This window comes from Cellulomonas sp. KU4C, from assembly GCF_056868065.1.
Genome location: NZ_CP200322.1, coordinates 1,139,192 through 1,161,062 on the forward strand (window position 1 = coordinate 1,139,192; position 21,871 = coordinate 1,161,062).

The following is a 21,871-nucleotide window of genomic DNA, read 5'->3' on the forward strand; positions in this document are numbered from 1 at the left end:
CTGCCAGACGGGTGAAACGCCTAGTCTTCGTCGCGTGCACCCCCTCGGACCCGCGCTGCGGCGCGCCTGCGCGACCCTCGCGCTCGTCGCCGTCACCGCCGCCACCGGCCTCGCCGCGACCCCCGCGGTGCTGCCGCGCGCGCTCGCCGCGGAGCCGGTGCCGATCGCCGTGGACGTCCCCACCGACGCGCCGCTGACCGCCGGGTGCTCCGACGGCGCGGCCGGGACGACGCTGCGCGAGGCGCTGTGCCAGGCCGCGGCGGTCCCCGACGCGGTCGTCACCGTCCCCGCGGGCACCCGGACGACGCTCGTCGCCGGGCCGCTGACCTACGCGCCGGGCGCACCGGCCACGCTGCTGGTGACCTCCCCGGGGACGTTCACCGTCGACGGCGACGGCCGCCGGGTCCTCGACCTCGACCCCGGCCTGGTCGGCGGGGTGGACGTCACGCTCGAGGGCGTGACCCTGACCGGCGGCGTGCCCGACGCCACCGACGCCGCGACCGCACCGGGTGGCGGCGCCGTGCTCGCGGGCACGGGCGACCCCGGGTCGCCCGACGCGCTGACGCTGCGGCGCTGCACCGTCACGGGGAACGCCAACGGCCCCGGCGGCGCGTGGGCCCCCGGCGGCGCCGTCCAGATGAACGGCGGCGACCTCACCGTCGAGGACTGCACGTTCAGCCAGAACTCCGCCACGGGCGCGCCCGGCGGCGCGGTCGCGGTGGTCGGCGGGTCGGCCGCCGACCGGGTCCGGGTCGTCCGGAGCACGTTCGACCAGAACGTCGTGACCGGCGACGCCGGCTCCGGGATCCTCACCGGCGGCGCGCTGCACGTCGTCGGCGCGACCCTCACCGTCGAGGACTCCGTGCTCACCGGCAACCGGGTCACCACCGTCGCCCCGTCGACCGCCCGCGGCGCCGCGGTGCACGCGACCGGGACGACCACCGTCGTCGGGACGCGCGTCGAGGCCAACGTCGCCACCGGCGCCGGCGCGCCGACGGACGGCGGCGCGCTCTGGCTGACCGCCGGGTCGGTCACGGACTCCGTGCTGGTGGGCAACACCGACACGCTCACCGGGGGCGCGCGGCCGGCCGCCGTCGTCGGACCCGTGTCGGCCACCCGGAGCTGGTGGGGTGCCGCGGCGACGGCCCCCGCAGCGCAGATCGGCGCGATCGGGACGACGGCGGTGGACCCCCGCGCGGTCCCGCAGGTCACGGCGGAGCCCCAGCAGCCCCGGACGGGCGGCGCGGTGACCGCCACGGCCGGCGTCGTGCTCAGCGACGGCGGAGCCGCGGCCGCTCGGCTGCTCGCCCGCCTGAGCGGCACGGCCGTGGTGTGGGACCTCGGCGGCGGCGTCGCCGACGGAGCACCGACCACGGACGCCACGCTCCGGGCCGACGGGACCGCCACCGCGCGGTTCGTGCGGTCGGCGACCGCCACCGGCTCCGTGCAGGCGACGGTCGGCGGGGTCGCGACGAACCGCGTCGACCTGGCCCAGCCGGTCCCGCCGACCGTCGGCCGACCCGCGGACGTGGACGTCGCCGAGGGCGGCGCCGCGACGTTCACCGCGACCGCCTCCGGCGTGCCCGCCCCGACCCTGCAGTGGCAGCGCGCCGCGCCGGGCACGTCGGTCTGGGCCGACGTGCCGGGCGCGACCTCCGGCAGCCTCACGCTGACCGCGGCCAGGGCCGACGACGGCGCCCGTTACCGCCTGGTCGCGACGAACACCGAGGGCGTCACCCTCGGCGCCGCCGCGTCCCTGCTCGTGCGGTGGGGACCCGAGATCACCGCAGCGCCGCAGGACGTCGCGCTGCCCGACGGCGCCACGGCACGGTTCACGGTCGCCGTGGCCGGGACGCCCGCGCCGACCGTGCAGTGGCAGCAGCTCACCGGCCCCGGCACCTGGACGGACCTGCCCGGGGCCGTCGGCGCGACCTACGACCGGGTCCTGACCCCGCAGGACGACGGCGTGCAGCTCCGCGCACGGGCGACCGGCACCACGGGGACCGTCGACAGCGCCGCCGCGACCGTGACGATCCGCACCCTGCCGGTGATCACGACCGACCCCGTCGACGCCCGCGCGCTCGAGGGTGCCGCGGTCGGCTTCGACGTCGTCGCGAGCGGCGTGCCGACCCCCACGATCCGCTGGCAGCAGGCCGCCGCCGGCACCGACGCGTGGACCGACCTGCCCGGTGAGGTGGCCCCACGGCTGACCGTCACCGCGGACCGGGCGCTCACCGGCACCCGCTACCGCGCGGTCGCCGAGAACGCCCTCGGGTCGGCGACCAGCGCCCCCGCGACGCTCGTCGTGGACTGGGCCCCGCAGATCACCCGCGATCCCGCCGCGACGACCGTGCTCGACGGTGCCACCGCCCGGTTCGAGGCCGCGGGCGACGGCTCGGCGCCCCTGGCGTGGCAGTGGGAGGTCCGCACCCGCGGGGGCGCCTGGACCCCGGTGCCCGGCGCCGTCGGCCCGGTCTACGAGCGGACCGTGACGCTCGCGGACGACGACGCCGAGGTCCGGGTGACCGTGACGAACCCCGTCGGCAGCCGGACCAGCGCCCCCGCGGTGCTCACCGTGCACCGGGCGCCCGCGTTCACCACCGACCCGGCCGACACCGTCGCCGACGCCGGGACCGACGCCGTCCTCACCGCGATCGCGGACGGGAACCCCGCCCCGACCCTGCGCTGGCAGAGCCGCGTGCCCGACGGCGCCTGGACCGACCTGGCCGGCGCGACGACGGGGACGCTCACCGTCGCGGCGACGGCCGTGCTCGACGGCACGCAGTACCGCGCCCTCGCGTCGAACGCGGCGGCCGCTGACGTGCCGAGCGCCGTCGCGACGCTGCGCGTGCTCACCGCGCCCACGGTCACCGACCCCGCCGACGTCACCGCGGCGGCCGGGACCGACGCCCGGTTCGTCGTCCGGACCACGGGCCGGCCGGCGCCGGTCGTCACCTGGCAGACCTCCCCGGACGGGCTCGCCTGGACGGACGTGCCCGGGGTCGCCGGACCGGAGCTGCTGCTGCCCGCCACCCCTGCGACGGACGGCGTGCGGGTGCGGGCCGTCGCCACGTCGACGCTCGTCGGCGGTCCGGCCTCGGCGACCAGCGCCGCGGCCGTCCTGACGGTGCTGCCGCTGCCCGAGGTCGTCCGGGTCCCGGACGGGGTGACCCCCGACGGGGTGCTCACGACCCGGGTCGGCGACCCGCTGCGGCTGTCCTGGGTCGTCGACGGCGAGCTCGCCACCGCCACCGGGCAGGCGTCCCGCGACGGCGGCCGCACCTGGGGTGCGCTGCCCGACGGTGCCCGGGTCGCCCAGGAGCCCGCGACGCCGGGGACGTTCCGGGTCGCGGCGCTGCTCGCGGCGACCCCCGCGTCCGGTCCGACCCGGTACACGCTGACCTACACGCCCACGGCGGCGGACGACGGGCTGCAGCTGCGGCTCAGCATCACCAACCCCGCGGGGACGACGACCACCGAGCCCGTGACGCTGCGGCTCGCGGGGGCGACGGCGGTCCCGCAGCCCGGTCGGCCCGCCGCGACGGGGCCCGCCGCACCCGGGGGCACCCCGAGCGCCGGGGGTGGCCGCGACCGCCTGGCGGTCACCGGCGACGACGCCGCGGTGCTCGCGGTGACGGCGCTCGCGCTGGCGCTGGGCGGGGCCGGGTTGCTGACGGCCCGCCGTCGGCGCGGCCGGGCCTGAGCGGCGCCGCGACGACGGAGCCCCGCCCGGCGCGCGGGTCGCGTGCCGGACGGGGCTCGTCGGTGTCCTGCGGGGCGGTCAGCCCGCGATCGTCGTGCCCGCGGGGATCGTGCCGGGGGCACCCTCGGCGGTGACGGACGCCGCGCCCGTGGCGACGACCCCCTCGCCGAACGTCCAGTCGCCCTGGACGGTCAGCGACTGCGCGTCGCGCAGCGACGGGGCGCCCGCGGCGAACCGCTCCTCGAACTTCGCGACCGTCTTGTAGACCTTCGTGTCGAGGTCCACCAGCGGCGCCTTCTCGACCGCGAGGCGCAGGGTCGAGTCGTCGGCCAGGTCGTAGGCGTCCGACCGGATCAGCAGCAGGTCGTTGGTCGTCTTGACCGGGAGGAACCGCTCGCGGCCCACCACGATGGCCGTCGCGCCCTCGAAGACCTCGATCGCGGCGCCCATCGCCGACTCGATCTGGAACACCTCGGGGGAGGACGCGTCGGTCGGGTCGACCGTCTTCACGTTGCGGATCAGCGGCAGGCCGAGCACCGCGCCGCGCTCCTCGAGGGCCGCGGCGATCTGCTCCAGGTCGAACCACAGGTTGTTCGTGTGGAAGTACGGGTGCCGGTGCTCGTCGGTGAAGTAGTCCATCTCGTCCGGCGGGGTCTGCGCGGTGTCGCGCAGGATCAGCCGGCCGTCGGACTTCCGGACCGCCAGGTGGCCGCCCTTGCGGTCGGCGGCGGTGCGGCGGCACAGCTCGGCGGCGTACGGCGCGCCGGACGCGGCGAACCAGCCGGCGATCGTCGGGTTCGGGGCCGCGCCGAGGTTGTCGGAGTTGGACACCGAGGCGTACCGGAAGCCGGCGTCGAGCAGCTGGCGGAGCACGCCCGACGCGAGCAGCGCGGTGTACAGGTCGCCGTGGCCCGGGGGGCACCACTCGAGCGTCGGGTCCGCGGGCCACGACACGGGCGTCAGGTCCGAGGTGAGGAGCTTCGGCTCCTGGTTCTGCAGGAAGTCCAGCGGCAGGCCGTCGACCGCGAGGCCGTCGTGCCGGGCGAGCGCGGCCAGCGAGTCGTCCTGGGTGCGGAACGAGTTCATCAGGATCAGGGGGAGCCGGGCGCCGGTCTGCGCGCGGGCGTGCTGGACCTGCTCGACGATGAGGTCGAGGAACGACTTCCCGTCGCGGACCTGCAGCAGCGACTTCGCCTTGTCCATGCCCATCGACGTGCCGAGGCCGCCGTTGAGCTTGATGACCGCCGTCTTCGCGAACGCCTCGCGCGCGGCCTCGTCGTCGATGTCGACGTCCGCCAGCCGGGGCGGGTCGAGCAGGGGGTCGATGGTGTCCTCGGGGATCAGGCCGGTCGCGCCGGCCTCCAGCTCCCGGTAGTAGTGGGTGAACACGTCGATGGCGGTCGGGGCCACCCCGGCGGCCGCCATCTTGTCCTGGGCCTGCCGCAGTCCGGTGTCGCTCATGGGACCGATCCTAGGAACTGCGGGCGAGGTGCCGCGACCACACCGCGCTGTGACGTCGTCGCGGGACGCCGTCAGCCCGCGACGTACCGGCCGTAGCGCTGACGCGCCGCCTCGCCGGACGTGCCGACCAGTGAGCCGATCTCCTTCCACGGGATCCCCGCGCGTCGCGCGGCGGCGACCGCGTCGGCGAGCTCCCGCTCGGCGGTCGCGCGGTGGGTGGCGGCGAGCCAGAGAGCGGTCGTCGGGGAGACCGTGGTGCGGTCCTGAGGTGCGGGGTCGTAGGACTCGAAGCGGTCGGCGAGCTCGTCGGACCGGGCGAGGATGTCGTCGAGGGAGCGGGGCACGAAGGTCACCTCCGGAAGAACCTGGCGCGCGCGGGGCGCATGGCGTGGACGACGCACCTGCCCTGGTAGAGCTCCACCACGCCGACCTCGATGAGGGTGCCGGTGCGGTCGGGGCCGATCACCATCGTCATGCCCTCGCCCACGTCGAAGGCGTCGACGTGGAGATCCAGGGCGTGCCGGATGTCCTCGTCGTGCACGCCATGTCGGTGTGCGCTGCCGAGGACGAGGGGCTGCTCGTCCGAGAGCCAAGTTACCTTGGTGATCACAGAAGGTCCAGGGGGTGGTGCGCGGTACGGGTCATGGTCGTGACCGTAGGTGCGGTGATGGCCTGTCTCGCGGTCGTCCACAGGTCGGGTTTCTCGGCCCGGATCAGTCGCGCGGGAGCGCCCCTCGCACCGGCTCCAGGGCCCTGTCCAGCAGGTCGGGCAGCCGGGTGCGTCCCGCCCCCGCGTGGGCCCACGCCTCGACCGCGGCGACCAGCGCGCCGGCCCAGGCGGCCCCGGCGACGCGTGCGTGCAGGGGCTCGACGCCCCGGCCGGTCGCGTAGTCGCCGATCGCGGTGCCGAGGTCGGCGGCGCGGCGGGCGGCGGCCAGGCGCAGGTCCTCCCCGAGGCCCATCGTGTCGGCCTGGGTGAACGCCAGCGCCACGTGCTCCGCGGGGAGGTCGGCGGCGAGCGTCCGCAGCGCGCCGGCGACCACGTCGGCGGCGCTGCCGGCCGGGTCGCGCGCGTCCTCGGCCAGGGTCGCGCGCAGGGTGGTGGCGCGCTCGTCGAACCCCGCCCAGAGCAGGTCGGACTTGGCCGGGAAGTAGTTGAAGAACGTGCTGCGCGAGACGCCCGCGCGCTGGGTGATGTCCGCGACCGAGGTCGCCGCGTAGCCCCGCTCGAGGAACAGCTCGCCGGCGGCCTCCTCCAGCATCGCCCGCGAGGAGGCGTGCGGGCGGCCGGAGCGGCGCGGGGCGGGCGGGGTCACGGCGCCCATGCTAGGGCGGCCGTGGGACGGGGATCACACCCCGCGGCCTGGGGTGACGCCCGGCGCGGGCCTATTGTTGGACGCAGTGCAACAACCAGGACCGCAGCCGGCCGGGTCGACCCGCGCCGGACCACGACGCCTCGAAGGTGGACCCGTGCCCCACGCCCTCCGTCCCGCCCGCGCGCGCACCGCCGCCGCCCTCGCCGCCGCGGCCGCCCTCGCGCTCGCCGCCTGCAGCGGCGGGTCGGACGGAACCGACGGCGCGTCCGCCCCGACCGACGGCGGCACCCTCGTGTACGCCACGGGCGACGCGGAGCCGACCTGCCTCGACCCGCACGTCGGCGGCAACTACCCGCAGGCGCTCCTCAGCACCCAGTACCTCGAGCCGCTGGTCGGCCGCGACGCCGACGGGACGATCCTGCCGTGGCTCGCGACGGACTGGACCGTCAGCGACGACGGCCTCACCTGGGACTTCACGCTCGCGCAGGACGTGACGTTCACCGACGGCACCCCGTTCGACGCCGAGGCGGTCAAGGTCAACGTCGAGCACCTGCAGGACCCGGACACCGGCTCCTCCACGGGCTACCTCGCCGTGCAGAAGGTCGCGTCCGTCGAGGCGGTCGACGCCACGCACGCCCGGTTCCACCTGACCGAGCCCGACTCCGCGCTGCCGGAGTCGATGAGCCAGCAGTGGACCGCGATCCAGTCGCCCGCGGGCATCGCGCGCGGCCAGGAGGACAACTGCGCCGCCCCGATCGGCACCGGCCCGTTCGTCGTGCAGTCCTGGACGCCGCAGCAGCAGGTCGAGCTCGTGCGCAACGAGGACTACGCGGGCCTCGACCCGCAGGCCGAGCACGACGGCGCCGCCCACCTCGAGAAGATCGTCTGGCGGTTCATCCCCGACGCCGCCACCCGGTACGCCGCCCTGCGGTCCGGCGAGGTGCAGGTCATCGACAACCCGCAGCCCGACGCGATCGCCCAGGCCGACGCGGGCGGGGACATCGCGCACATCGACGCCCCGCGTCCCGGGTCGGTGAACCGCATCGAGCTGAACAGCGCGCAGCCGCCGTTCGACGACGTCCGGGTCCGGGAGGCCTTCGTGCGCGCCGCCGACCCCGGCCCCGGCATCGAGACGCTGTTCGCCGGCACGACGACGCGCTCGTACTCGCCGCTGTCCAGCGTCGAGCCCGCGGCCTACGCCGACGAGGACCTGTTCGCCACGGACGCCGACGCGGCCGACGACCTGCTCGACGCGGCGGGCTGGACCGAGCGCGACGCCGACGGCTACCGGACCCGCGACGGGCAGCGCCTCACCGTGCGGTTCCCGGTCAGCACCAACCAGTCGGTCGCCGCCGAGCAGTCGCTGTTCGAGCAGATCCAGGCGAACGCCAAGGCCGTCGGGTTCGACGTCGTGCTCACGCCGCTCGACCTGTCCGGCTGGTACGGCGCGCTCGGCGCCCACGAGTACGAGGCCGTCTCCGCGCCGTACACGAAGGTCGGCCCCGACGTGCTGCGGATCCTCTACCACTCGGACGGCACCGTCCCCGCCCCCAGCGGCTACTTCGCGAACCACGCCGGCGTCACCGACCCCGCGCTGGACGCCCTGCTCGACCAGGCGTCGGCGACCGCGGACGAGGCCGAGCGCACCGAGCTGTACCGGCAGGCCCAGCAGATCGTGCTCGAGGGCTGCTACGTGCTCCCGCTGTACGACCAGCAGAACCACTTCCTCACCTCCGGGGTGACCGGCGTGCGGACGCTCGACACCGTGTCGACGCCCACGTTCCTCGACGCGCGGCTGGGGGCCTGACGACCCGGGTGCCCGGCCCCGCCTGGCTGCGCTGGCTGCTCGGCCGGCTCGCGTCCGCGGTGCTGGTCGCGTGGGTCGTGGCGACCGTGGTGTTCTTCGCGCTGCGGGCGTCCGGGGGCGACCCGACCGAGGCGATCCTCGGCGGACCCGGGTCGCAGGCCGGGCCGGAGGCGGTCGCGCAGGCCCGCGCCCAGTACGGGCTCGACCAGCCGCTCGTCGTGCAGTACCTGGTGCAGCTCGGCCGGGTGCTGACCCTCGACCTCGGCGACTCGTACGCGCGCAAGGTGCCCGTGGCCGACCTGCTGCTGGACCAGCTGCCCGGCACGATGCTGCTCGCCGTGCTGTCCCTGGTGCTCGCGTGGGTGCTGGCGCTCGCGGTCGCGACCGCCGCGGTCCGCGCGACCGGGCCGGTCGGCCGGGCGTGCGCGGCGGCGCTGCGGGGCGTCGAGGTGGTCGCCGCCGTCGTGCCGCACTTCTGGCTGGGCGCCGTGCTGATCGTGGTGTTCTCCTCGACGCTCGGCTGGTTCCCGGCGACCAGCAGCGGCACCGACCCCGCCGGCCTGGTGCTGCCGACCGTGACCCTGGCGGTGCCCGTCGCGGGGTTCCTCGGCCAGGTGATGCGGGACTCGCTCGCCGAGGCGACGGCCGCGCCGTTCACCACCAGCGCACGCGCCCGGGGGGCGTCGCCGACCCGGGTGCTCTGGCGGCACACCCTGCGGCACGGCGTGCTGCCCGCGGTGTCGCTGTCCGGGTGGGCGTTCGGGTCGCTGCTCAGCGGGGCCGTGGTCGTCGAGACCCTGTTCGGGCGCCCGGGCCTCGGCCGGCTGCTGCTCGACGCCACGATGCAGCGCGACGTGCCGGTCGTCGTCGGCGCGGTGGTGGTGGTCGCGGTGGTCTACGTGCTGGTCATGGTGCTGGTCGACGTGGCCGAGCGGCTGCTCGACCCGCGGCTGGGCGGCACCCGCGCCGCGGCCCCGGTGCCCCGGGCCGGCGAGCCGGCGGTGCTCGGGTGACCGCCGTGACGTCCGCCGCCGGCCCCGTCGGCGCGGGCCCCGTCGGCGCGGGTCGGTTCGGCGCGGGCCGGGTCGGCGCCGTGCTGCGCGGGCTCGGCGTCCCCGGCGTGCTCGCCGCGGCGGCCGTCCTCGTGATGGCGGTGGCCGTGGTCCGGCCGGAGCTGCTCGCGCCCGGCGACCCCAACGCCATCGACCCGCGGGCGGGCTTCGCCGAGCCCGGCGCCGCGCACTGGCTCGGCACCGACGAGTCGGGTCGCGACGTGTGGACGCGCGTCGTGCACGGCGCCGCCGCGTCCCTGGGCATCGGCGCCGCCGCGACCGCCATCGGCGTCGGCGCGGGCCTCGTGCTCGGGTTCGCCGCCGGGCTCGGGCCCCGGTGGCTCGACGCGGCGGTCAGCCGGGTGCTCGAGGTGCTGTTCGCGCTGCCGACCCTCGTGCTCGCCCTGCTGCTCGTGGCGGTGCTGGGCGCGGGCGTGGAGGCGTCGGTGCTCGCGGTGGGCGCCGCGACCGCCCCCGGGTACGCGCGGATGCTGCGCGCCCGGGTCCGGTCCGTCGTGACCAGCGGGTACGTCGAGGCCGCCCGGCTGGAGGGCCACGGGCCCGCGCGGGTGCTGGTCCGGCACGTGGTGCCGAACACGCTCTGGCCGCTGGTGTCCGTCGCGACGCTGGGCATCGGGCAGGCCGTGGTCTGGGTGTGCGCGCTGAGCTTCCTCGGGCTCGGGACGCTGCCGCCGTCGCCCGAGTGGGGCGCGATGCTCAACGCCGGGCGGGTCTACATCGACAGCGCGTGGTGGCTGACGGTGTTCCCCGGGCTGGCGATCACCGTCACGGCGGCCGCGCTGACCGTCCTCGGCCGGCGCATCGGGGCGGTGGCCGCGTGACGGCGCCCGGGGTCGACGTGCCCGGGGTCGACGTGCCCGCGCCGGTGCTCGACGTCGTCGGGCTGCGGGTCGCCTTCCCGCGGGGTCGGCGCCGCGACGGCGGCGGCGAGGTGCTGCACGGCGTCGACCTGCGCGTCGCGGCGGGGGAGTGCGTCGCCGTCGTCGGCGGCTCGGGCGCGGGGAAGTCCGTGCTGGCGCGCACCCTCGTCGGCCTGGCGGGCGAGGGCGGCCGTGCCGACGTCACCGCGTCCCGGTTCCGCCTGCTCGACCGGGACGCGACGACCTTCGGCGTCCGCGACTGGCGCGCCGTCCGCGGGCGGGACGTCGGCCTCGTGCTGCAGGACGCCCTCGGCTCGCTCGACCCGCTGCGGACCGTCGGGGCGGAGGTCGCCGAGGCCCTCGACGTGCGCCGGCCCCGGGCACCCCGGGTGGACCGCGCGGAGCGCGTGCTGGCGGCGCTCGCGGACGTCGGGCTGCCCGACCCCGCGGTCCGCGCGCGGCAGCGGCCGGGCGAGCTGTCCGGGGGGATGCGGCAGCGCGCCCTCATCGCGTCGGCGCTCGTCGCGGGGCCGCCGCTCCTGGTCGCCGACGAGCCGACCACCGCCCTCGACGCGACCGTCGGCGCGCGGGTGCTCGACCTCCTCGCGGGGCTCCGCGACGCCGGCACCGCGATCGTCCTGGTGACGCACGACCTCGGCGCCGTCGCCCGGGTCGCGGACCGGGTCGTCGTGCTGCGGGACGGCGTGGTCGTCGAGGAGGGCCCGACCGCCCAGGTGCTGGCCGCGCCGCGGGAGGAGTCGACGCGGGCGTTGGTCGCTGCGGCGCGGCTGCCCGACGGTCCGGGCGAGGTACCCCCGCCGGGGGAGCCGGTGCTCACCGGGCGCGGGCTGGTCCGCACCTTCGACCTGCCGGGCGGGGGGCACGTCGACGCGGTCGCGGGGGTCGACGTCGAGGTCCGGGCGGGCGAGGCCGTCGGGCTGGTCGGGGAGTCCGGGTCGGGCAAGACGACCCTGGCGCGGCTGCTGCTGGCGGCCGACGCGCCCGACGCGGGGGAGGTGCTGCTCGACGGCGCCCCCTGGTCGGCGCTGCCCGAGCGGGCCCGTCGCCCGGCGCGGTCGGGGATCCGGTTGGTCCCGCAGGACCCGCTCGGCACCGTGGACCCGCGCCTGACGGTGCGCGCGGTGCTGCGCGCGGCCCTGGCGACCGGCCCCCGACCCCCGGGCCGGGCGGAGCGGGACGCCGCCGCGGCCGACCTGCTGGCCCGGGTGCACCTCGCCCCCGAGGTGCTGGACCGACGCCCCCGCACGCTGTCCGGGGGTCAGCGGCAGCGCGTCGCCATCGCCCGCGCGCTGGCGTCCGACCCCCGGGTGCTGGTGCTCGACGAGCCGGTGTCGGCGCTCGACGTGCAGGTCCAGGCGGCGATCCTCGACCTGCTCGTCGAGCTGCGACGCGCGCAGGGCCTCGCGCTGGTGCTCGTGTCGCACGACCTCGGCGTGGTGCGCCGCGTCTGCGACCGCGTCCTGGTGCTGAGCGCGGGCCGCGTGGTCGAGCAGGGTCCGGTCCGGGAGGTCCTGACGACCCCGACGCACCCCCTCACCCGCGCCCTCCTCGAGGCCCGCGCCCTCTGACCCCCGCGCGGGTTCCCCCCGCGAGGGCGTACGCGACACCGCGAGGGCGCATCCCGCGGAGTACGCCCTCGTGGTGGCGGATGCGCCCTCGCGGGACGGGGACTACACGCGGACGACGATCTTGCCGCGGGTGTGGCCCGTCTCGAGGGCGCGGTAGGCGTCGGCGGCGTGGTCGAGGTCGAACGTCTCCGCGACCTCGACGCGGACGGTGCCCCGGGCCACGAGGTCGGCGAGCTCGGCCAGGCCCTCGGGGTCGGGGCGGACCCAGACGTAGTGGCCGCCGAGCTCGTCGCGGGCGCGTGCGTCGGTGATGGACACGACGGTGCCGCCGGGGCGCAGGAGCTCCGCGGCGGTGTCGATCGCCTGGCCGCCCACGTAGTCGAGGATCACGTCGAACCCGTCGGGCGCGACCTCCCGCGCGGCGGCGACCAGCCCGTCCCCGTACGCGACCGGCTCGGCGCCGAGCTCGCGCAGGAAGTCGTGGTTGCGCGGCGAGGCGGTGCCGACGACGCGCGCCCCGGCGTGGACCGCCAGCTGCACGGCGATCGACCCGACGCCGCCGGCCGCGGCGTGCACGAGGACCGTCTGGCCCTCGGTGACGCCCGCGCGCCGGATCGTCTGCAGCGCGGTGAGCCCGGCGAGCGGCAGGGCGGCGGCCTCCTCGAACGACAGCCCGGCGGGCTTCTTCGCGGCGGTGCGGACGGGGACCGCGACGTACTCGGCGAGGGTGCCGTCCGACACGGTGTCCTTGCGGACGTACGCGAGCACCTCGTCCCCGACGGCCAGCTCGGGGGTGTCCAGCCCGGGCTTCACGACGACGCCCGCGACGTCCCAGCCCGGCACGGCGGGGAGCGTGGTGTCGAGCAGCCCCTCGAGGTAGCCCTCGCGGATCTTGTAGTCGACGGGGTTGAGACCCGCGGCGACGACCTTGACCAGGACCGTGTCCGGGCCGACGTGCGGCTCGGGGCGGTCGACGACGTGCAGGACCTCGGCCCCGCCGAACTCGGAGTACGTGACAGCCTTCATGTCCTGCCCGAACCCCGGTCGGCGTCCAGGAATTCCGGTCGCGGCCGCCCCGCGGCGGCGAGCAGCTGCCGACCGACGAGCCCGACGAACGCCAGGCCGCAGACCATCTGCACCGTCACCGCCACCCGCGCGGCCTGGCTCACGGGCGTGATGTCGCCGAATCCTCGCAGTCAGGCCGTGAGGACGTGCCCGACCGGGTGCACGGGGGTCTCGAACCACACCGTCTTGCCTCGGCCGGGGTGCAGCTCGATGCCCCAGCGGGTGGCGAGCGCGTCGACGATCCGCATCCCGTTGCCGCCCGCGCGGCCGGCGCTCCCCGGCCGCACGACGGGCAGCGTCAGGTCGGTGTCGGTGACCTCGACCCGCACGCAGTCGTCGTGCTGCAGCGCCGCGAGGGCGATCCGCTCGTGCGCGCGGGTGTGCACGACGGCGTTGGTCAGCACCTCGCTGGTCAGGAGCTCGAGCGTGCTGGACGCCTCCGCGTCGGCGTGCGCCCGCACGGCCTGGCGCAGCGCCCAGCGCCGCCCCTCGGCCACGCAGCGGGTGTCGGGCTCCAGGACGAGCCGGTCGATCGCGTCGGTCACCGCGCCTCCCCGTTCGTCGTCGGTCCTCGTCGGTCGTCCCCGGTGGAGATCCGCCGGTGGGACCAGGGTGCGGCCCCGGGCGCGGTCGCGCATCCGGTGGCGCGGCGCGTGGCGGGGCCGTGACCAGCGGCGGGAGGACGTCCCTGCTGGTAGAAGGCGCTTTCCCGACCGGTCGGTCACCCGGTCGGGTGGGCCTCCCCGGCGGCGTCGTCCGGCGGCGGCAGCACCCGCACCCGGGCGATCCGCCGGCCGTCGACGGCGGTCACCTCGATCCGGTGCCCGTCGACCTCGACGCCGTCGCCGACCGCTCCGAGGCGGCCGAGCCGGGCGATCACGAACCCGGCGACCGTCTCGTACGGCCCGTCCGCCAGGCGCACGCCGGTGAGCTCCGTGAACTCCTCGATGGTGATCCCGGCGTCGTACGAGCCCGGCGCCCCCTCGCGGGCCTCGGCCCCGGACGACCCCGGCATGTCGTACTCGTCGCGGATGTCCCCGACCAGCTCCTCGACCAGGTCCTCGAGCGTCACGATCCCGTCGGTGCCGCCGTACTCGTCGACGACGACGGCGATGTGCACGCCCTCGCGGCGCATGCGGGACAGCGAGGGGAGCAGCTTGTTGGTGCCCGGCAGCACGACGATCTCGCGCATCACGTCGCGCACCCGGGCGCCGTCGCGGTCGGTGGCCTCCAGGAGCTCGCGGATGTGCAGGAACCCGAGCACGTCGTCGAAGTCCTCGCCCGTCACGGGGTACCGGGACCACGGCTGCGCCCGCACCCGGACCAGGGCCTCGGCGAGCGTGAGGTCCGCCTCGAGGAAGTGCACCTCGCCCCGGGGGCGCATCACCTCGGCGACGGACCGGTCGGTCGCCTCGAAGACGTCGCCGAGGATGCGCCGCTCGTCCTCGGGCAGGCCCTGGTGCGCGATGACCAGGTCGCGCAGCTCCGCCTCGGACATCTCCTCCCCGGTGGCCTGCGGGTCGCCGCCGAACAGCCGGACCAGCAGGTTCGTCGAGGCGGACAGCAGCCAGATCACCGGCCGCATCAGGGTGGCGAACCGGTCCAGTGGGGGCGCGACGGCCAGCGCCACCCGCCCGGACTGCTGCAGGGCGATGCGCTTGGGGACGAGCTCGCCGAGCACCAGCGAGAGGTAGGCGATCACGAGCGTCAGGACGACCAGCGCCAGCGTGGCGGCGAGCTGGTCGGGCACGCCCAGCGCCGCGATCACGGGCGCGAAGTCGGGGGCGATCGTCGAGGCGCCGTACGCGGCGGAGAAGAACCCCGCGACGGTCACGCCGATCTGCACGGCGGCGAGGAACCGGTTCGGGTCCCGTGCGACGGAGGCGACCCGGGCGCCGCGCGCGCTCTGCCGCTCGAGGTGGTTGATCTGGCTCTCGCGGAGGGAGACCAGCGCGATCTCCGTCCCCGCGAACACGCCGCCCACGAGGATGAAGGCGAGGACGAGGGCGATGCTGCCCCAGGTCTCGGCGTCCATCAGCGGGTGCACCGCTGGCGACTGCCGGGCGGGTCGGACGGGGGCGGCGGTGAGCTCATGTCCCCATTGCAGGCACCACGTCCGTACCCGTCAACCGGACGGGCACGCACAGCACCCGCACAGATCCGTCGCGAAACCGGGTCCCGATCCGCCCGCCCGGCGGGGCCCCGTTCCCTAGGCTGGCGCAGGTCAGCGAGGGGACGTCGATGGGGAGCAGCTCGGTGCGCAGGGGGACGGCAGTGACGGGCACGGGAAGGGGCACAGTCGCCGTCGCGGCGCGGCGCGGCGCGCGCGCGTCGGTCGCGGTCGGGGCGGTGGCGGCGCTGGTCGTCGTGCTCGGCGCGTGCACGGGTGGCGGCGAGGACGAGCGGCAGCAGGCGGCGGACGCGCTCGCCGCGGCGATCGGCTCCGGCGACTTCGCCGACGTCCCGCTCGACGGCGCGACTGCGGCGGAGGCGGCGGAGCAGCGCACGGCCGCCTACACCGGGCTCGACCCGTGGGTCCCGCAGGTCGAGGCGGGCGACGTCGTGGTGCCCGAGGGCGTGGACGACGCGGCGTCGGTCGAGCTGGCGTTCACCTGGGACGTCGACAGCAGCGACGCCGACTGGACCTACACGACGCACGCGAACCTGGCTCGTGGCGAGGACGGCTGGCAGGTCCGCTGGACGCCGATGCTGCTCGCGCCCGACCTCGCGCCGGGGGAGGCGCTGACGGTGCGCAAGGAGCAGGCCGAGCGGGCGGACGTGCTCGGGGCCGGCGACGCGGTGCTGGTGACCTCGCGACCGGTGTCCCGCGTGGGCATCGACAAGACCCGGGTCGACGCGGCCGCCGCCGACGGGGCCGCGCGCGGGCTCGCCACCGCGCTCGGCCTGGACGTCGAGGCGTACGCCGCCCAGGTCGCGGCGGCGGGGGAGAAGGCCTATGTCGAGGCGATCGTCGTGCGCGACGGCGACCCCGCGTACGACGTCGCCGCGCTGGCCTCGCTGCCGGGCGTCAACGTGCTCGCGGACACGCTGCCGCTGGCCCCGACCCGCGCCTTCGCGCGGCCGGTGCTCGGCACGGTGGGGCAGGCGACCGCGGAGATCGTCGAGGAGTCGTCGGGGGCCGTCGCCGCGGGCGACCTCACCGGGCTCGGCGGGTTGCAGCGCCAGTTCGACGAGCAGCTGCGCGGGCTGCCGGGCCTGACCGTCGCGGCGACGGCCGGCGGGTCCCAGTCGCGCGAGCTGTTCCACGTGGAACCGCAGGTGGGGCAGCCGCTGCGCACGACGCTCGACCCCGGCCTCCAGCAGGCCGCCGAGGACGTCGTCGCGACCGTCACCGCCAGCGCGAGCGCGGTCGTGGCCCTGCGTCCCTCGACCGGCGACGTGCTCGCGGTGGCCAGCGGACCCGGCGGCGGCGGGATGTCCACCGCGACGCTCGGCCTGTACGCACCGGGTTCGACGTTCAAGGTCGCGTCGTCGCTGGCGCTGCTGCGCGCGGGGCTGACCCCCGACAGCACCGTGACCTGCCCCCCGACCGCGACCGTCGACGGCCGTGAGTTCCAGAACTACCCGGGCTACCCGGCGTCCGCGCTCGGCGACATCCCGCTGCGCACCGCGGTCGCGGAGTCCTGCAACACCGCGTTCCTCACCGCCGCCGACCAGGCCCCGCAGGCGGCGCTCGCGTCCGCGGCGCAGGCGCTCGGGCTCGCGGACGACGCCGAGCTCGGGTTCGCCGGGACGCTGGGCGTCGTGCCGGCGGACGCGACCGGCACCGACCACGCGGCGTCGATGATCGGCCAGGGCCGGGTCCAGGCCACCCCGCTCGGCATGGCGACCGTGGCCGCGTCGGTCGTCGCGGGGTCGCGGGTCACCCCGCGCCTGGTGGTCGACGACCCGGACGCCACCGCAGCCCCCGCACCCGGGGCGCCGCTGACGGCGACCGAGGCCGACGCGCTGCGGCAGATGATGCGGGCCGTCGTCACGGAGGGGGGCGGCGACTTCCTGCAGGACGTCCCGGGGCCCGAGGTGATCGCGAAGTCCGGGACGGCGCAGTACGGGTCCGGTGCCGAGCTCGCGAACCACGCGTGGATGATCGCGGCGCAGGGCGACCTCGCGGTCGCGGTGTTCGTCGAGACCGGCGACTTCGGCTCGACGACGTCCGGGCCGCTGCTGGAGACGTTCCTGCGGGCCGCGGCGGTCCCGGCGGGCTGAGCGGCGCCGACGGACCACCCGGTCGGGATGTCCGTTCTGTCCTGAGTGGGTGAAATGCTCGGACTTCTGCGTCTGGTCGGCGGAACCCCCTTCCGCCCGAGCTGCACCCCGGCCTACAGTCAGCGGGTCAGCGACAAGAGCAAACCCTCCGCGAGGAGGGGACGCAAAGCCACGGGACCCTCGACGGTCAGCCGGGCTGCCGAACGAAGGACTCCGTCATGGACCAGCGCGGCTTCTACGAGCCCACCGACCGCGATCGCAGCGGTTCCGACCTGCGGCCCGAGGTCAGCACCTCCCGCCTCGCGACCTGGTCGCGCATCGCCACGGCGCGTGCCGCGCGCGCCGACCTGGTGCCCGCCCAGCGCGAGTGCACCTCGGCCTCCTGAGGGCAGTCGTCGTCCCGGCTAGAGCTCGCCGACGCGCTGCAGGTAGCGCATCGAGGCCCAGCCCACGGGGATCCGCAGCCAGTAGGTGAGCACCCGGAACAGCACGGCGACCGAGGTCGCGACACCGGGGTTCACGCCGACCACGGACAGCGCGCCGGCGAGCGCGATCTCCGTGGTGCCGATGCCGCCGGGCGTCGGGGCGACCGACCCGGCGGTGTTGCCCGCGAGGAACACCACCGCGACCTGCACCAGCGACAGCTCCTGCCCGAACGCGCGCAGGCAGACCTCGAACGCCAGCACGTAGCCGAAGGTCGTCAGCACGTTCCCGGCGATGCCGATGGCGAGGCGCGACGGCTGGCCGACAACCTCGATCAGCCGGGGCCAGGTCTGGCGCAGCGTCGGCAGCGTCTTGGTCGCCACCCACTGCCGGACGCGGGGGACCAGCAGGGCGCCGGCCGCCAGCGCCGCCAGGACGCCGATGACAACTACGACGACCGGCGACACCGTGAACCGCTCGAGCTGGTTGGTGCCGGACGCGACCGAGAGCACGAGCAGCAGCAGCATCGTCACCACGAACTGCGCCACCTGCACCAGCGCGACGGTCGCCGTCGCCAGCGAGGCCGAGGTGCCGCGCCGGGTGAGCAGCCGCAGGTTCAGCGCCGCCGGGCCGATGCCCGCCGGCGCCGCGAGGGCCACGAACGTCGCGGCGGACTGCGCGACCGTCGCGCGCCACAGCGACAGCCGCACGGGCGAGAACGCCACCAGGGACAGGGCCGCGCCGAACAGCGTCGCCATGCCGAGCACGAAGGCCAGCACGCTGAGCCGCCAGTCCGTCGTGGACAGCGCGTCGAGGATCGTCCGCAGGTTGATCGACGTCAGCAGGATGATGACGGCCGCGGTGGTCAGCAGGATCGTGAGCACCGTGCGCGCGCCGAACCGGATCAGCTGCTGCGGCTCGACGTCCGCCTCGGGCAGGCGCGCGACGAGCGCGGACCGCAGCTCGGCCAGCACGTCCTTGTGGGCACGCAGCTCCTCGCGGGTGCGGCGCGGCAGGGCGATGGGCTGCAGCAGCGGGCCGATCGCGGCGATGTCGCTCTCCGGCAGCACGGCGACCGCGGACTCCAGGGCGCGCGCGGGTCCGACGCGGAGCGCGAGCAGCGCGACCAGCTGGGTGCGGTCCATCCGGCGCGCGAGGTCGGACGACGCGACGTCGCCCTGCTCCCACCCGACCACCCAGACCGTCGGTCGGCCGTCGCCCGGCGCCACCAGGATCGTGTCGCTGGTCAGGGTGCGGTGCGCGAGCCCGGCCTCGTGCGCGGTGCCGATCTGCGCCCAGATCTCCTCGAGGACGGCGTCGGTGATCTCCTCGGGCTCGAGGTCGGCCAGCGGGACCGCGTCGGGCACCCGGTCCTGGACGAGGATCATCGACGACTCGGCCTCGCCGAGCCCGCGCAGCTGCGGCGTCCGCACCCCCGCGGCGGTCGCGGTGTACGACAGCAGCGCGGCGCGCTCGGCGGCCTGCCGCAGCGACACCACCGAGCGGCCGTCGAGCCCACGCAGCCGCAGCGACCGCCACAGCCGGCTCAGCAGGCCGACCACCTGGCGGTCGCCGTCGAGGACGACCACGTCGAGCATCCGGCCGTCGTCGGTCGTCATCTCGTACACGCGGTGGTCGGTGGACCGCGCGATGCCGCGGGCGGCCGGGGTCCCGGCGGTCGCGCCCGGCCCGGGGACCTCGACCTCCTCGTCCGGCACCCGCACCAGCAGCAGCGGGTGCCAGCCGGCGCGCCGCACCCCGGCGACCAGGCTCGCGCCGTACGCCCGCTCGGACCGGACGCCCGACACGTACCGCACCGCGAGCCCGCTGGCCCGGCCGATCAGCAGCGCGACCGCGACACCGGGCAGCGAGACGCCGGAGGTGATCACGAGGATGCCGACCGCCACCCAGACCAGGTTCCAGGACCAGGCGACCGTGCGGCGCCGGTTCCGGGGCCCGGTCGCGGTGAGCAGACCCGCGATCAGCGCCATGTACCCGGGGATCGTCAGCGTGAGCTGCCCGGCGAGCCGGACCGACAGGCCCGCCACCAGCTGCTCCGACCCGACGTGCTCGATCAGCCACGCGGCGCTCGACGCCACCAGGACCGCGGCGATGGCGGCGACCGAGGCCTCGACCATCTGCCGGCCCAGTCGTCGGGCGGCCAGCTCGACCAGCACCGCGATCGGGACGATGAACGTGACGACGCTCTCCAGCAGCGCCACCGGGACGATCAGCAGCTGGCGCAGCAGCGTCGCGAACCCCTGCACGTCCTCGGCGACGCCGGTGGTCGTGTTGTGCGCGTACGTCGCGAGCACCATCACCGCGACCGCGCCGAGCAGCGACAGCACCACGCCCAGGAGGTCGCTGGGGTGGTGCACCCGGACCTCGGGGGAGTCGACCACCTGCGGGCGGCCGAGCCCGTCCGTCGCGGGGCCGTCGGCAGCGGGTGCGCCTGCGGGCGCGTCGGCGGCCGGCCCGTCGGGTCGACCGGGCGCCGCCGGCGCGTCGGTCGAGGCGTCGGACATGGTGTGGAGTCTAGGCAGCGCGACCCCCGCGAGGGGGCCCGGTGGGGGTCTGCGCGCCGGATTCGGTCCCCGGGGATGACCCCGCGCGCGGGCTGCTCCGTCGCGAGGATGACCCGCCGGGTCTAGCGTGACCCGCACGGAGCGTGACCAGCACGGACAGAGGTGGAGACGCACGTGGCGAAGGACCTGGACGGCCGGGTGGCGGCGGTGCTGCGCTCGGTGTGGTGGCTGCCGCTGCTGCGCGGCGTGCTGATGGTGGTGCTCGGCCTGCTGCTGCTGGTCGAGCCGCTGGGGACGCTCGTCGCCCTGGTGTGGGTGTTCGGCGTGTTCGCGGTGGTCGACGGCGTGGTCGTGCTGCTGCAGGCGCTGCTGGCGCGCGGCCGCCCCGGGAAGCTCGTGGCTGGTCGCGGAGGGGCTGGTGAGCGTCGGGTTCGGCGCGCTCATCATGCTCTGGCCGGGCGTGACGGCGCTGGTGCTGTTCTACCTGCTGGCCCTGTGGGTGCTGGTGCTCGGGGTGACCGCGGTGATCGTCGCGGTCACGCAGTTCCGCGCCCGGGACCTCGCGTGGTCGGGGACGCTGGTGTTCGGCCTGGTCGGGTTCCTGTTCGGCCTGCTGCTGGCGATCAAGCCGCAGGGCACGGTCGACGTGATCCTCACCGTGTACGGGCTGTTCGCGTTCGTCGCCGGGGTGGTGCTCGTCGTGTCCGGGCTGGCGACGCGCTCGCTGGCCCGGCAGCTCGACGCGGCGCGCGGTGGTGGCACGGGGTCGTCGGGTCCGGGGTCGTCCGGGCCGGCGTCGTCGGGGCCGGCGCCGGCCGCGGGCGTCAGGTGATGCCGAGGGCCTCGCGCCAGGCGGCCGGGACCAGCGCGTAGCCGACGAACGCGACCACGTCGAGCACCGTGTGCGCGACGACCAGCGGCATCGTCCGGCGGCGTCGGCGGAAGTACTCCGCGAACACCAGGCCCATCACGACGTTGCCGACGAACGGGCCGATGCCCTGGTACAGGTGGTAGGAGCCGCGGACCAGGGCGCTCGTGACGAGGATCGCGGGGGTCCGCCACCGCAGGTCGCGCAGCCGCTCCATGAGGTAGCCGACGACGACCACCTCCTCGAGCAGGGCGTTCTGCAGCGCGGACAGCACCAGCACCGGGACGGTCCACCACGCGGCCCCGAGGGCGGCGGCCTGGACCTCGACGGTGATGCCCAGCGCCCGCCCCGCCACGTACAGGCCGAGACCGGGCAGCCCGATCAGCGCCGCCAGCCCGACGCCGACCGCCAGGTCACGGAGCGGGCGCGTGCGGTCCAGGCCGATCCGGCGCACCGCGCTGCGCCCGTTCGCGGACAGCAGGTACAGGGCCAGGGCGACGGGCACCAGCGCGAACCCGATGGACAGCAGCTGGTAGGTGAGGTCGAGGTACAGCCGGGCCGAGCGGCTGGCGTTCAGCGTCGCCGTCTGCTGGCCGAGCGGCGTGCTGTCGGTGAGCCGCGCGACGATGTTGACCAGCGCGTACACGCCGGACTTGCCGAGCGACAGGCCGAGCACGATCCAGACCTCGACGGTGAGGCGTCGGCGCCAGGCGCGGTCGGACACGGGCGGGGTGCCGGGCGTGCTGGGGCCGGGCGTGCTGGGGCCCGGCGTGCTGGGGCCGGGCGCGCTGGTGCCAGGCGCGCTGGTGCCAGGCAGGGCGGGCTCCGGTGCGTCGGTCACGGGCGGCAGCGTAGGGCCGTTCGCTGGGTGGCGCCTGGACGGGGCCTGGACCGCGCGGCTGACCGCACCGCCGGGACTCGGCGCGGGTTGCCTCCCGGTCTTGCCAGCGAGTA

Annotated in this window: 18 protein-coding genes, 1 pseudogene and 1 riboswitch; of the genes and pseudogenes, 9 read left to right on the top strand and 10 right to left on the bottom strand. The window is 76.4% G+C overall.

Annotated features, from left to right (window positions below):
- The first annotated feature begins 34 nt into the window (after positions 1-34).
- A complete protein-coding gene (locus AC1VL8_RS05430; RefSeq protein WP_483074447.1) occupies positions 35-3,703 on the top strand; it encodes a hypothetical protein in 3,669 nt (1,222 codons plus the stop codon).
- Between the two features lie 78 nt (positions 3,704-3,781).
- On the opposite strand, the gene AC1VL8_RS05435 is transcribed toward AC1VL8_RS05430, so the two are convergent.
- The 4 genes from AC1VL8_RS05435 to AC1VL8_RS05450 all read right to left on the bottom strand — a co-directional run bounded on the left by AC1VL8_RS05435 (position 3,782) and on the right by AC1VL8_RS05450 (position 6,480).
- Positions 3,782-5,164, bottom strand: coding sequence for a UTP--glucose-1-phosphate uridylyltransferase (locus AC1VL8_RS05435; protein ID WP_483074448.1), 1,383 nt, complete (start codon positions 5,162-5,164; stop codon positions 3,782-3,784).
- Positions 5,165-5,235: 71 nt separating this feature from the next.
- Positions 5,236-5,508 (bottom strand): hypothetical protein, encoded by a 273-nt coding sequence (locus AC1VL8_RS05440; RefSeq protein ID WP_483074449.1) that lies wholly within the window; start codon positions 5,506-5,508, stop codon positions 5,236-5,238.
- Positions 5,509-5,513: 5 nt separating this feature from the next.
- Positions 5,514-5,705, bottom strand: coding sequence for a hypothetical protein (locus AC1VL8_RS05445; protein ID WP_483074450.1), 192 nt, complete (start codon positions 5,703-5,705; stop codon positions 5,514-5,516).
- 172 nt (positions 5,706-5,877) lie between these two features.
- Complete coding sequence (locus AC1VL8_RS05450; RefSeq protein WP_483074451.1) at positions 5,878-6,480, bottom strand: TetR family transcriptional regulator; 603 nt, start codon at positions 6,478-6,480, stop codon at positions 5,878-5,880.
- Positions 6,481-6,634: 154 nt separating this feature from the next.
- Here AC1VL8_RS05450 and AC1VL8_RS05455 point away from each other — a divergent pair, with 154 nt between their 5' ends.
- From AC1VL8_RS05455 to nikE, 4 genes are read left to right on the top strand one after another with little or no spacing between them, the layout of a single operon-like run.
- Positions 6,635-8,287 (top strand): ABC transporter substrate-binding protein, encoded by a 1,653-nt coding sequence (locus AC1VL8_RS05455; RefSeq protein ID WP_483074452.1) that lies wholly within the window; start codon positions 6,635-6,637, stop codon positions 8,285-8,287.
- Between the two features lie 8 nt (positions 8,288-8,295).
- Entirely contained in the window at positions 8,296-9,300 is a 1,005-nt protein-coding gene (locus AC1VL8_RS05460; RefSeq protein ID WP_389233878.1) for an ABC transporter permease, read from the top strand.
- Positions 9,297-10,181 carry an ABC transporter permease gene (locus AC1VL8_RS05465; RefSeq protein WP_483074453.1) on the top strand — a complete coding sequence of 295 codons (885 nt, stop codon included), beginning with the start codon at positions 9,297-9,299 and terminating at the stop codon, positions 10,179-10,181. The genes AC1VL8_RS05460 and AC1VL8_RS05465 overlap by 4 nt, the downstream gene beginning before the upstream one ends.
- A complete protein-coding gene (gene nikE, locus AC1VL8_RS05470) occupies positions 10,178-11,809 on the top strand; it encodes a nickel ABC transporter ATP-binding protein NikE (RefSeq protein WP_483074454.1) in 1,632 nt (543 codons plus the stop codon). The genes AC1VL8_RS05465 and nikE overlap by 4 nt, the downstream gene beginning before the upstream one ends.
- A 102-nt stretch (positions 11,810-11,911) precedes the next feature.
- Here the strand turns inward: nikE and AC1VL8_RS05475 are convergent, their stop codons facing one another.
- The 4 genes from AC1VL8_RS05475 to AC1VL8_RS05490 all read right to left on the bottom strand — a co-directional run bounded on the left by AC1VL8_RS05475 (position 11,912) and on the right by AC1VL8_RS05490 (position 14,909).
- The gene (locus AC1VL8_RS05475; RefSeq protein WP_483074455.1) at positions 11,912-12,835 is read right to left on the bottom strand and encodes an NADP-dependent oxidoreductase; all 924 of its coding nucleotides are present in this window, start codon (positions 12,833-12,835) and stop codon (positions 11,912-11,914) included.
- Positions 12,832-13,005, bottom strand: a complete 174-nt coding sequence (locus AC1VL8_RS05480) for an ion channel (RefSeq protein ID WP_483076190.1) — start codon at positions 13,003-13,005, stop codon at positions 12,832-12,834. Before AC1VL8_RS05480 ends, AC1VL8_RS05475 begins: the two co-directional genes overlap by 4 nt.
- The gene (locus AC1VL8_RS05485; protein WP_483074456.1) at positions 13,006-13,419 is read right to left on the bottom strand and encodes an ATP-binding protein; all 414 of its coding nucleotides are present in this window, start codon (positions 13,417-13,419) and stop codon (positions 13,006-13,008) included. It lies immediately after the preceding gene.
- A gap of 176 nt (positions 13,420-13,595) precedes the next feature.
- On the bottom strand, positions 13,596-14,909 hold the full coding sequence (locus AC1VL8_RS05490; protein ID WP_483074457.1) for a hemolysin family protein: 1,314 nt from the start codon (positions 14,907-14,909) through the stop codon (positions 13,596-13,598).
- 314 nt (positions 14,910-15,223) lie between these two features.
- On the opposite strand from AC1VL8_RS05490, the gene AC1VL8_RS05495 reads away from it, so the two are divergent.
- Entirely contained in the window at positions 15,224-17,101 is a 1,878-nt protein-coding gene (locus tag AC1VL8_RS05495; RefSeq protein WP_483074458.1) for a penicillin-binding transpeptidase domain-containing protein, read from the top strand.
- A 128-nt stretch (positions 17,102-17,229) separates the two neighbouring features.
- A riboswitch (cyclic di-GMP riboswitch) is annotated at positions 17,230-17,305 on the top strand.
- Positions 17,306-17,319: 14 nt separating this feature from the next.
- A complete protein-coding gene (locus AC1VL8_RS05500; RefSeq protein ID WP_483074459.1) occupies positions 17,320-17,487 on the top strand; it encodes a hypothetical protein in 168 nt (55 codons plus the stop codon).
- 18 nt (positions 17,488-17,505) lie between these two features.
- Here AC1VL8_RS05500 and AC1VL8_RS05505 read toward each other — a convergent pair whose 3' ends face one another.
- Positions 17,506-20,049, bottom strand: coding sequence for a flippase-like domain-containing protein (locus tag AC1VL8_RS05505; RefSeq protein ID WP_483074460.1), 2,544 nt, complete (start codon positions 20,047-20,049; stop codon positions 17,506-17,508).
- A gap of 252 nt (positions 20,050-20,301) precedes the next feature.
- Here AC1VL8_RS05505 and AC1VL8_RS05510 point away from each other — a divergent pair.
- A pseudogene (locus AC1VL8_RS05510) lies at positions 20,302-20,379 on the top strand (HdeD family acid-resistance protein); the annotation flags it as partial.
- 88 nt (positions 20,380-20,467) lie between these two features.
- On the top strand, positions 20,468-20,881 hold the full coding sequence (locus tag AC1VL8_RS05515) for a DUF308 domain-containing protein (protein WP_483074461.1): 414 nt from the start codon (positions 20,468-20,470) through the stop codon (positions 20,879-20,881).
- Here AC1VL8_RS05515 and AC1VL8_RS05520 read toward each other — a convergent pair.
- Positions 20,874-21,641, bottom strand: coding sequence for a CPBP family intramembrane glutamic endopeptidase (locus tag AC1VL8_RS05520; protein ID WP_483076191.1), 768 nt, complete (start codon positions 21,639-21,641; stop codon positions 20,874-20,876). The genes AC1VL8_RS05515 and AC1VL8_RS05520 overlap by 8 nt on opposite strands.
- Positions 21,642-21,871 lie beyond the last annotated feature (230 nt).

Excerpts from the sequence above, each read along its gene's own strand:
- AC1VL8_RS05475 (WP_483074455.1), bottom strand. The coding sequence starts at position 12,835 with ATGAAGGCTGTCACGTACTCCGAGTTCGGCGGGGCCGAGGTCCTGCAC.
- AC1VL8_RS05500 (WP_483074459.1), top strand. The coding sequence starts at position 17,320 with ATGGACCAGCGCGGCTTCTACGAGCCCACCGACCGCGATCGCAGCGGT.
- AC1VL8_RS05505 (WP_483074460.1), bottom strand. The coding sequence starts at position 20,049 with ATGTCCGACGCCTCGACCGACGCGCCGGCGGCGCCCGGTCGACCCGAC.
- AC1VL8_RS05490 (WP_483074457.1), bottom strand. The coding sequence starts at position 14,909 with ATGGACGCCGAGACCTGGGGCAGCATCGCCCTCGTCCTCGCCTTCATC.
- AC1VL8_RS05435 (WP_483074448.1), bottom strand. The coding sequence starts at position 5,164 with ATGAGCGACACCGGACTGCGGCAGGCCCAGGACAAGATGGCGGCCGCC.